Origin of the sequence: Streptomyces sp. NPDC032472, from assembly GCF_040636955.1 — a bacterium.
Taxonomy (GTDB): domain Bacteria; phylum Actinomycetota; class Actinomycetes; order Streptomycetales; family Streptomycetaceae; genus Streptomyces.
In genome coordinates, this window is the sequence record NZ_JBEZVK010000073.1 from 20442 (window position 1) to 30174 (window position 9733).

Below are 9733 nucleotides of genomic sequence, written 5' to 3' on the forward strand. Positions count from 1 at the left end.
CCATGAGGTACGACCTGTCCGGGCGTCTGGTGGTGGGAATCGCCTCAAGTGCCTTGTTCGAACTGACCGAGTCCGATGCGGTGTTCAGGGAGCAGGGGGAGCAGGCCTATCGCGCGTACCAGGAGGAGCACGTGGACGACGTGCTCGCCAAGGGCGTGGCCTTCCCCTTCGTCAGACGCCTGCTGTCCTTGAACGACCTCTCGGACAAGGCCGACCCCCTGGTCGAGGTCATCATCCTCTCGCGCAACGACCCGGACACCGGCATGCGCGTCATGCGCTCGATCAAGGCACACGGCCTGCCGATCAGCCGCGCGGTCTTCCGGCAGGGCCGGGCCTCGCACCCGTTCATGCCGGCGCTGAACATGTCGTTGTTCCTGTCCGCCGACGGATCCGACGTCCGTGACGCCGTCGCGGACGGGCTGCCCGCGGGACACGTCCTCGCCACGGCGCGCACCGATGACGAGAGCGACCCCGAGCTCCGCATCGCCTTCGACTTCGACGGGGTGCTGGCCGACGACGCCGCCGAGCAGATCTACCAGGCGGCCGGTATCGAACGGTTCCGCGCACACGAGGTCCGTAACGCCGCCACGGCCCACGATCCCGGGCCGCTGAGGGACTTCCTCGCCGGCATCAACCGCATCCAACGCCGGGAGGAGGACAGGCGGCAGGAGGACCCCGCCTACCGCCCACGCCTTCGCGTGTCCCTGGTCACCGCCAGGGACGCCCCCACCCATGAACGGGCCCTGACGAGCCTCAAACAGTGGGGACTGCGGGTCAACGACGCCTTCTTCCTCGGCGGCATAGACAAGTCGGCGGTCATGAAGGCCCTGGACCCGCACATCTTCTTCGACGACCAGGTGTCCCACCTGAACGGAACGGCACCTGCCACCCCGAGCGTGCACATCCCTTTCGGCGTGGCCAACGCACCCGCCCGCGCACCCCGATCCGGACGGCGGACGGGCCCCGCAACCCCTGGACAGGCGTAGCCGACGCAATACGATGAGTAATCAGATGTTTGACCCGTCCAGGGGGCAGCCATGCCGAACGCGTCGTCCACACCGCCCTTCGAGTCGTTCCCCCGCGAGGTCCAGGACGCGGCCCGCCGGTTCCTCCGCCTCCGGGCAGGGGCGGGGACCCCGGGAGACCAAGGTCTGCCGGCCCTGACCCGTATGAAAGAGGGCAGCGAAGGCAGCGAGACGAAGGAGGGCAGCGAAGGAAGCGAAAGGAGTGAAAGCAGCGAGAACAGCGAAACCACGGAACGCAGTGAATTCAGTGAAGGCAGCGAGTTCGGCGAGTACGGCGAGCGCGGTGCCGCCCCGGCAGGCGTCCACCTGCCCGCGGCACAACACACCGGCGAGTGGGGGCCGATCATCCGTACTGCTTCTCCTGCCGGCCCGCCCGCGCAAGCGGCCGCGGACCGTGTCTGAGGACCGGTCCCGGGAAGAGGGAGCCCTCCGCCCCACACCGACGGCGCCCGCATTCCCCTTCCTGCCCGCCGAGGCCCGCCCCGACGTGACGACGGACCTCGCCCGGAACGCCTGGCAGCTCGCCCAGGCGCTGCACGCGCTCAGAGCGGCCGAGGGGGCCGAGTCGGGAGTACGCGGTGACGATCCTGGTTCTCGCCCCGCCGGATGACGAAACGGCCGGCAGGTTCGGCAGGTTCGCCGAGGGCAGGGGGCACCGGGTGATCGCGCCCGCCGGGTTCGGCGAGGTGGCGGTCACGGTGACGGCCGACCGGAGCGCCGCCGCACGGGTGGAGTTGAGCACGGCCGGCGAGCGGATACGGGGCGTCTTCCACCGGGGCCTGCTGCCCCCGGGTGCCCCCGACGGCCCCTCGGCTGCCGCCGACGCGGCCTTCGCGTACGCGGAGTCGCTCGCCGTATGGTGGTCGGTCCTGGCCCTCTGGCCCGGGCCCGTGGTCAACCGCCCCTCGCCCGCCGGCTTCGTACCGCACCTCGACCCGCTCACCGCCGCCGCCCTGCCCGGGATGGCGATGCCGCCCTCATCGATGACGTCGTCCGCAATCGGGCCCGTTCCGCCGCTCCTGCCCCGCGCCGCCACCGGTGAGCGCATCAACGTCAACCGCGTACGCGATGGGGCGTTCCTCGGCCACGGAGCCGCCGCGATGCGTGAGGGCGAGGGCGAGGGTGAGGGCGTGGGCCACGGGGCCGAGGTCCTGCGGTTCACCGGCTTCGACCCGGAGCGGACCCGGCACGTCCTGCTGGCCGGCGACGAGGAGTTCGACCTCTCCGATCCCACCGGCACCCTCGCCCCCGGGCCCCGAGACCGGCTCGCGCCCCTCCTGACCCGGCTGCGCTCGCTCGGCGCCACCTTCGCCGTGGTCGTCGTCCAGCCCGAAGGGGAGCGGATGCGGCTGCTCGACATCTCCTGCCATCCGGTGCACCACCAGTTCGCGCACCTGGAACACCGGGTCTTCGCTGCCGTCCTGAACGGGCTGCTGGGCGGCCCGTCGTGATCCTCTGCATCGGCGTGGCCGCCGATCCCACGTTCGTCCACGGCGTACGCGCACTAGCCCAGGGCACGACCCGGTTCGCGGTGGTCGACCTGCCGACGCTCGCCCTGTACGGCGACCTCGACATCCCCCTCGACGACCTGCGCACCACCCGCATACGCCCCGGCGACGGCGGGCCGGAGATCTCGTTCGGCGAGGTCAGCGCCGTGTGGGCCCGGCCGTTGAACGTCTCCGCCGCCGCCCCGGACCCGCGGTCGGCCCACCGGGCCGACGGCCAGTACCAGGCACTGTGCCGCCTGCTGGAGGCGGTCGACCTGCCGGTGCTCAACCCGCCGCTGCGCGAGGCCTCCAACGCCAGCAAGGTGCTCCACGCCGTCAGCCTCGCCCCCGTCGCCGGCTGGCGGATTCCGCGGTCCTGCCTGACGAACGACCCCGACACCGCCCTCGCCTTCGTCCACGACTGCACGCACGGCGCCGTCTTCAAGGGGGCCAGCGCCTCCAAGACCTGGGCGACGCTCTTCCGGCCCGAGCACGAACGGCTCCTGCCGCGGCTCGCACAGTCACCGACCCTCTTCCAGGAACGGATCGCCGGGCCGGACGTACGCGTCCACACCGTGGGCGAGCACGCCTTCGGCGAGCTCATCGAGTCCGGCGAACTCGACTACCGCACGGCCCACGGCACCAACCGCTACACCGCGCTCACACCGCCGCCCGAGATCCTGGAGGGGTGCCGGCGCCTGGTGACCGCCACGCGGGTGCCGTTCCTCGGAGTGGACTTCAAGATCGAGGCCGCCACGGGGGAGTGGTTCTTCCTGGAGGCCAACTCCATGCCCTGCTACGAGGGTTACGACATCCGCGCGGGCGGCGCGATCTCCCGCGCCCTCGTGGAACGGCTGACCTCGGGCGCAACAACGACGTAACGAGCGCCACGTACGGTCGTACGCATGAACAGCAGGACGAGCGGCAAGAACTACACGGACGCAGTCCCAGGGATCCGGCCCGGTACCGAGACAGACCTCGAAGAGCTGACCCGGATCTACAACCACTACGTCGTCGAGACGCCGGTCACCTTCGACATCGAGCCGTTCACCGTGGACCAGCGCCGGCCGTGGCTGCTGGCCCATCCTCACTCCGGCCCGCACCGGCTCCTCGTGGCCGAGGAGGGCGGAAAACTCCTCGGCTACGCGACCAGCAGTGCGTTCCGTCCCAAGCAGGCGTACGCGACCTCGGTGGAAACCAGCGTGTACCTGGCGCCCGAGCACGTGGGGCGTGGCATCGGAGTCCTCCTGTACACCTCGCTCTTCGAGGTGCTGGAGCAGGAGGACGTCCACGCGGCGCTCGCCGGAATCACGGTGCCCAACGAGGCGTCCCGGCGGCTCCACGAACGCCTCGGCTTCCGGCCCGTGGGCGTCTACGAGGAGGTCGGGCGGAAGTTCGGGAGGTTCTGGGACGTGGCCTGGTTCCAAAAGCGGTTGTCCCGAGGCCCGGCGGCCTCGGAACACCGGTAGAACACCGTCGGCCGCGGTCGCCGCCTAGAAGGCGGAGTGGGCGAACCAGTGGGCGAGCAGCTCCTGGTCGCCGAGCAGCCGGAATGCGTCGCTGCCGCGGTCCAGACGGCCGTAGAGGAGCAGGAGCAGGTCCGCGGCCGTACCCCGAACCGTGGCGTCGGCCTCGGCCTCGGCGTCGTCGGCCACCAGGGCGAAGCCGTCGGGCCGCAGGCCGACCAGCCAGTCGTGGTCGCCGTCCGTGCAGCTGAAGCGGATCGTCCGGTGAGGCGCGCGCAGCTGGGCGGTCAGAGGCGCGAAAGAGGACGCGAACGGCAGGTTGGTCAGGAACTCGTCGACGCCGTCGGTCGCCAGGGCGCGGTCGATGCTCGGCGAGAGGCCGAGTGCGAGCTCGGCGTCGGCCCGGTGGACGAGGGTCTCGAAGAGCATGCGGCGCACCCAGAACCGGGCGTGCTGGTCGACGCCCCAGGCCCACATCGGAGCCTCCAGGTCGGTGGCGGCGAACACCGCGGCCGCCTCGGCGGCGCTCTCGGCCAGCCAGTCGGGGTAGCCGTCGGAGTCCGCCGGCAGGCGCAGGTCGACATCCCGGCTGGTCGGCGGCTGCTGGATGCGCCGGCGCAGCAGCTCGCTGAACCAGCGGTGCACGCTGCCGGTGTGCCGGGTGAGATCGGCCAGGGTCCAGCCGGGGCAGGTCGGCACCGGGGTGGAGAGGTCCGCCCCCTTCACCGCGGCGACGAATCGATCGGTCTCGGCCGCGACGGCCGCAGCGTGCTCGGCGGGATTCATGCTGATGTCCTTCTTCCGACGCCGAGACCGGGCTACGACACGCGGCGAGAGTTGCTTGAGATCCTGGATGATTCACACCCTGAAGTAATTCGCACGGTAATTCGCAACCCGGGGAATGTCAACCACCGCATCCGGCGCCCCCACCGCTTCCGCACCGCAGCAGAGCCGCCGCATCCCGACCGAAGGACCGGCGCACCCGCCGAGCCGCCGCAGCTTCGCTGCCACTGCACCGGGGCCGGCCGACCGGAGGCGGTGCAGGCATCCGGCTGATCATCTCCGGACGTGGGCCAGCGGTCACCGTCGACAGCACGCTCACCGTCGACGGCGTAAGTGATCGGCTCCTGGCAGCCGCCTCGTCCGGGCCGAGGATGCCCGGGAGTCCGGGCCGGCACCGGACCTCCCGCTCGGTGACCGCATCGTGGTCCGGCCGGCACAGGCACACCCAGGGCGGGCGAAGGTGCTGCTCACGGTGGACCAGAGGCTGCCGTGGCCCGCTTCTCTTCAACGGACGGCGCGTACACGCTGAGCACCGCCCCGGCCAACAGGATTGCCCCACCCGCCAACTGCAGGACCGTCACCCGCTCCCCGAGGAAGGCCCAGGCCGCCACCACCCCCACCACCGGCTCCAGCATGCTCAGGATCGAGGCCTCGGTCGCACCCAGCCGCTTGGCGCCGACGAAGAACAGCGCGATCGGCATCGCCGTCGAGACGACCGCAATGGCCGCGACGGCACCCCACCCCTGCGGATCGAAGTCGAGGTCGAACCGGCCCGTCGGCGCGGCGACGGCCGCCAGCGCCACCGCCGAGCACGCCACGACGTACAGCGTGAGCCGCTGCGGCCCGACTCGCTCGGACAGCCTGGTGCCGAGGACGACGTAGAGGGCGTAGACAAGCGCGCACCCCAGCGCGCAGAGCACCCCCACCGTGTCCGCCTCCCCCGGCCGCCCGACCGTCAGCGCCAGCCCGGCCAGCGCCACGACCAGCGGCAGCAGCAGGCGAGCCTTGGGCGTGTCGTGCCGCAGGGCGACGGAGAGGACGAGGACGAACACCGGATAGACGTAGTGGAGCAGTACCGCCAGGCCCGGAGTGATCCGTTCCACCGCCAGCAGGTAAAGCACCGACTGCGCGGCGAAGAGGATGCCGAGCAGGAAGAGCCCACCGAGATCGCGCAGCGGCAACCTCCCCCGCTCGCGCCCCGGGGTCAGCAGCGGGAGCAGGGCGGTGGTGAGGGCGAACCGGAGGATCAGCAGGGTCATCACGCCCAGCCCGGTCGCGGCGCCCCACACGGCGAGGACGGGCAGCAGGCCGAAGCCGACCGCCGAGGCCCCGACCGCCCATACGCCGACGGACGCGGCACGCCGGGAAGCGGCCGTGGCGGGGCTCCTGGAGGTGGCTGGGGCTGACAGTCGACTCTCCCTCATGTGCATGCGAATACAGGTGAGTTGCGCTCACCTTTGCTGTTAATGTCCTACCGGCCCGGACCGATGTCTGTCCAGCGGAGCGGTTCGCCAGACCCCTTTCCGCCAACCCCTGGAGGCCCGGTGCGCATCGTCGCGGTGGTCACGTTTTCGCTACCCGTCGACTTCTCCCTCAGCAGCCTGATAGAGGACCGCGCGGCGGTCATGGAGCCGCTGCGCTCTTGCTTCCCCGGCCTGCAGTCGCACGCCACGGAGCACGGGACCGCGGACGAGAACGAGGCGGCCACCGACGAGCGCATCGTCCTGGACTACCCGGAGCCCAACCACGCCGCCCGCATCGAGAACGCCCTGCTCGACGGCACGGTCCGGATCCAGGACACCGACCTCGGCGTCGACTTCACGGCGCGCGTCTACATCAGCAGCCTCTCGATCGGCTTCGCGGTCCTCGAACTGCCCGAGTGCCCCGACGACATCGACCTGCACATCGACAAACCGGGCCGCGGCACGCAGCTCAGGGACCTGGAGCAGCCCTACCGCAAGGCCCTGGGCCGCCAGATCCGCCAGTGGTGCGAGTCGATGCGCCGGAGGCTGGGCCCGCTCGACTCCGTCGGGGAGCGGCAGGACGACGACGGGATGCTGCCGGCCGGCCGGATGCTGTGGTGGCACCGCATCCTCCTCGAACCGGGTGAGAACGTGCCGGTCAGCGTCCGCGTCGGCGAGACCTGCACGCTCGGGGAGACCACGTGCACGGTCGGCTACCTCTTCACCGGCATCACGGGCGCGAACGACGAATCCCTCCAGGAGTACGTGGGCGGCCTGATCCTGGCCTCCCAGAACTGGCTGATCATCGACGACGCCACCCGACTCACCTCGACCCAGCTGATGCGGATCGAGACGGACGGCCCGCACAACCAGGACGAGATCGACCGGCAGTACGACGAGATCCTCGACCTCACCGACAAGGCCACCTTCCGCAGCGTGATCTTCAGCGAGAGCATCCGCTACGTCTCCAACGCCCAGCTGACCGTGAAGAACGCGGTGGACCGGGCCTGGGGCATCACCGACGAGGGGCGCACCCTCACCGAGCGGATGGCCGCCCTGCGGGAGATCTTCAACCTGCGGCGCGAGCGGGTGGCGAACCGGCGCGACGAGTTCCGCAACAAGGTGATCGTCGCCCTGACGTCGCTCACGATCCTCCAATGCGCCTTCGTCTGGTACGACTTCTACACCGAGGACAAGGTCAAGGTCGCCCCCGAGCCGCGGCCCTTCATCGCCTACGCCGTCCTGATCGTGGTCCTCGGCGGCCTGCTGCTCGTGCCCCTCGCCGTCTCCTTGAAGCGGCGGCTGACCGCGTGGCGCAAGCTGCGCCGCCGCGCCGCCGCCCGCCCGGCCGCCACCGCACAGCGCCCGCCGGTCCAGGTCGTCCCGGGCCCGCGCTCAGCTCCCCTGGACGTCGATCAACGCCCGGTCGGCTGAGGCCGTGGCCGGCGCCCGGCCGGACATGATGCGCAGTCGCCCCCGCCGCTGACCTGGAAGCCGCCAGGAACCTTCGGCGCATGCTCCGGGTCGATAGCGGGCCGGCTCTACCGCCACCGCCCGATCGGCGGTGCGGAGAGCATGCCCGCCACCAGGGCGGCGTGGTCGACCGGGGTCTCCGGCGGCGACTGCGTCCGGCCGCACAGGAGGACCACCACACGACGGTGAGCGCGACCTCCAGGCAGCCCACCAGCACCGGAACCAGCAGCATCCGGCCGTACGACCGCTTCTGACTTCCGAGATCGCTTGCGGGCAAGCCTAGGCTTCCCCTCATGACCAATGATCTCGGATTCACCTGCACGTGCTGCGATGCGCGCCACGCCGAAGTTCCGATGAACTACACGGCCGGGGCTCCGGCTGTGTGGGATCCGGCTTTCGCCGAGCGCGACGACTGCCTGCTCTCGTCGGACCAGTGCGTGATCCACGCGCAGCACTACTTCGTCAAGGGGATGATCGAGATACCGGTCATCGGCAGCGACGAGGTCTTCTCCTGGGGCGTCTGGGTCTCTCTCAGCCCGGAGAACTTCGCGCGCGCGGCCGATCGGTGGGACACCCCCGGCCGGGAGTCCGAGAAGCCGTACTTCGGCTGGCTCACCACCGATCTGCCCCTCTACTCGCCCACGACCCTCAACCTGAAGACCCACGTCCACACCCGCCCCGTCGGCGAGCGTCCCTTCGTCGAGCTCGAGCACACCGACCACCCCCTCGCTGTCGAACAGCGGACGGGCATCACCGCGGACCGCGTCCGGGAGATCGCCGCCGCCGTGCTCCACCCCGCAGGCGACGGCCCCGCCGGCCCCTGAAGGGCTGAGCTGCGGCTGACCCCCGGGCGGGGTCCGGTTCAGGCGGCGGTCGGCGGGGAGCCGGGCAGGGAGCCCGGGGCGGGGATGCGTTCCAGGACGCCGCCCGCGAAGGTGTCGTACAGCGGGAGCGTCTCCAGGTGTACGTAGCCGATGTGGCAGTCGCAGACGGCCAGCGGGCAGGGGCGCGGGCCCAGCGCGGCCCGGTACGAGCCGTCGTAGAGGTTGCCGAGCTCGGCGCGCACGAAGTGGCACCGGCGCACGGTGCCCTCGCCGTCCACCGACACCACCGACCGCCCCGTCCGGCAGGGCAGCCCGGCGGAGCGGTGCGGGTGGCGGCTGTACGGGAAGAGCGGGTCGAGGGAGGTCCAGGCGTCGGCCTCGGTGTCCGTGTACGTGTGGCCCTCGGCGGCGTTGACCCACAGGTACACGTGGGCCGGCAGGTCGGCGCGCAGCCGGCGTGCGTGCGCCAGGTTCTCCGGCAGGCCGACGATGCCGATGCTGTGGCGGACGCCGCGGTCGGCGAGGTCCCGGACCTTCGACAGGAAGCGGTCGTACGGCGTCTGCCCGGGGTGGTACGTGCACCACAGCGCGAGCGTGTCGAGGTCGGCCTCGGCGAGCCAGTCGGTGCGGCAGCTCAGGTTGGTCTGGATGGCGACGCGCTCGACGTGCGGCCGGTGCGAGAGCTCGACCAGGGCGCGCCGGTACCAGGAGCGGACCAGCCCCTCGCCCCAGGGGGTGAACAGCAGCGACAGCCGGTCGTCGGTGGCCGCTCCCGCCCAGGCGGTGAAGCGCTCCAGGGCGGCCCGGTCGGCGCGCAGCTGAGCCGGGCTGTCGCGGCGCTTGGCGAAGGGGCAGTACGGGCAGTCGTAGTCGCAGGAGGCGAGCGGTCCGCGGTAGAGGATCGTGAGGTCCATGGGGCGGCGGCCTACTTCGGCGCGTAGGCGGCCATCGCGGCGCGCACGGCGGGCGAGAAGAGCGCCGGGCCGAGCGCATCGGAATGCGCCAGTCCGTCCGGGGTGAGGCGCAGGAGCCCGCCGCTGCCTCCGGGCTCCGGGGTCTCCTCCAGCCAGCCCCGGGCGGCGAAGTCCTCCAGCTCGGCGGGGAAGTCCTCGCACGGGTGCGTGCCGAACCGCTCGCGGTAGCCGGCCACCGGCATGCCCTGCGCCTGGAGGAGGGACTGCAGGAGGTGGCGGCGCCGGGCCTCGTCCCCGC

General features: G+C 71.5%; 10 protein-coding genes and 1 pseudogene. 7 read left to right on the plus strand and 4 right to left on the minus strand.

Annotated elements, in window-relative coordinates; translation table 11 throughout:
* Positions 1–2: 2 nt before the first annotated feature.
* The 5 genes from AB0F11_RS31785 (at position 3) to AB0F11_RS31805 (ending at position 3981) form a co-directional block, all read left to right on the plus strand.
* Entirely contained in the window at positions 3–986 is a 984-nt protein-coding gene (locus AB0F11_RS31785) for a 5'-nucleotidase (protein WP_362181203.1), read from the plus strand.
* Between the two features lie 183 nt (positions 987–1169).
* The gene (locus AB0F11_RS31790; protein ID WP_362181205.1) at positions 1170–1427 is read left to right on the plus strand and encodes a hypothetical protein; all 258 of its coding nucleotides are present in this window, start codon (positions 1170–1172) and stop codon (positions 1425–1427) included.
* 176 nt (positions 1428–1603) lie between these two features.
* Positions 1604–2476: a hypothetical protein gene (locus tag AB0F11_RS31795; protein ID WP_362181206.1), complete on the plus strand. Its 873-nt coding sequence runs from the start codon at positions 1604–1606 to the stop codon at positions 2474–2476.
* Complete coding sequence (locus AB0F11_RS31800) at positions 2473–3393, plus strand: hypothetical protein (protein ID WP_362181209.1); 921 nt, start codon at positions 2473–2475, stop codon at positions 3391–3393. The genes AB0F11_RS31795 and AB0F11_RS31800 overlap by 4 nt, the downstream gene beginning before the upstream one ends.
* 24 nt (positions 3394–3417) lie before the next feature.
* Positions 3418–3981 (plus strand): N-acetyltransferase family protein, encoded by a 564-nt coding sequence (locus tag AB0F11_RS31805; protein WP_362181211.1) that lies wholly within the window; start codon positions 3418–3420, stop codon positions 3979–3981.
* A 24-nt stretch (positions 3982–4005) separates the two neighbouring features.
* Here the strand turns inward: AB0F11_RS31805 and AB0F11_RS31810 are convergent, their stop codons facing one another.
* Together AB0F11_RS31810 and AB0F11_RS31815 are read right to left on the minus strand one after the other, a co-directional pair.
* Positions 4006–4764: a maleylpyruvate isomerase family mycothiol-dependent enzyme gene (locus tag AB0F11_RS31810; RefSeq protein WP_362181214.1), complete on the minus strand. Its 759-nt coding sequence runs from the start codon at positions 4762–4764 to the stop codon at positions 4006–4008.
* A gap of 464 nt (positions 4765–5228) precedes the next feature.
* Positions 5229–6185: a DMT family transporter gene (locus AB0F11_RS31815; protein WP_362181217.1), complete on the minus strand. Its 957-nt coding sequence runs from the start codon at positions 6183–6185 to the stop codon at positions 5229–5231.
* Positions 6186–6305: 120 nt separating this feature from the next.
* On the opposite strand from AB0F11_RS31815, the gene AB0F11_RS31820 reads away from it, so the two are divergent.
* Both AB0F11_RS31820 and AB0F11_RS31825 read left to right on the plus strand, forming a co-directional pair.
* Positions 6306–7658, plus strand: coding sequence for a hypothetical protein (locus tag AB0F11_RS31820; RefSeq protein WP_362181220.1), 1353 nt, complete (start codon positions 6306–6308; stop codon positions 7656–7658).
* 392 nt (positions 7659–8050) lie between these two features.
* Entirely contained in the window at positions 8051–8521 is a 471-nt protein-coding gene (locus AB0F11_RS31825; RefSeq protein ID WP_362181226.1) for a DUF2199 domain-containing protein, read from the plus strand.
* Positions 8522–8559: 38 nt separating this feature from the next.
* On the opposite strand, the gene AB0F11_RS31830 is transcribed toward AB0F11_RS31825, so the two are convergent.
* Together AB0F11_RS31830 and AB0F11_RS31835 are read right to left on the minus strand one after the other, a co-directional pair.
* Entirely contained in the window at positions 8560–9435 is an 876-nt protein-coding gene (locus tag AB0F11_RS31830; RefSeq protein ID WP_362181223.1) for an STM4011 family radical SAM protein, read from the minus strand.
* A gap of 11 nt (positions 9436–9446) precedes the next feature.
* Positions 9447–9733, minus strand: a pseudogene (locus AB0F11_RS31835) (coproporphyrinogen III oxidase family protein); the annotation flags it as partial.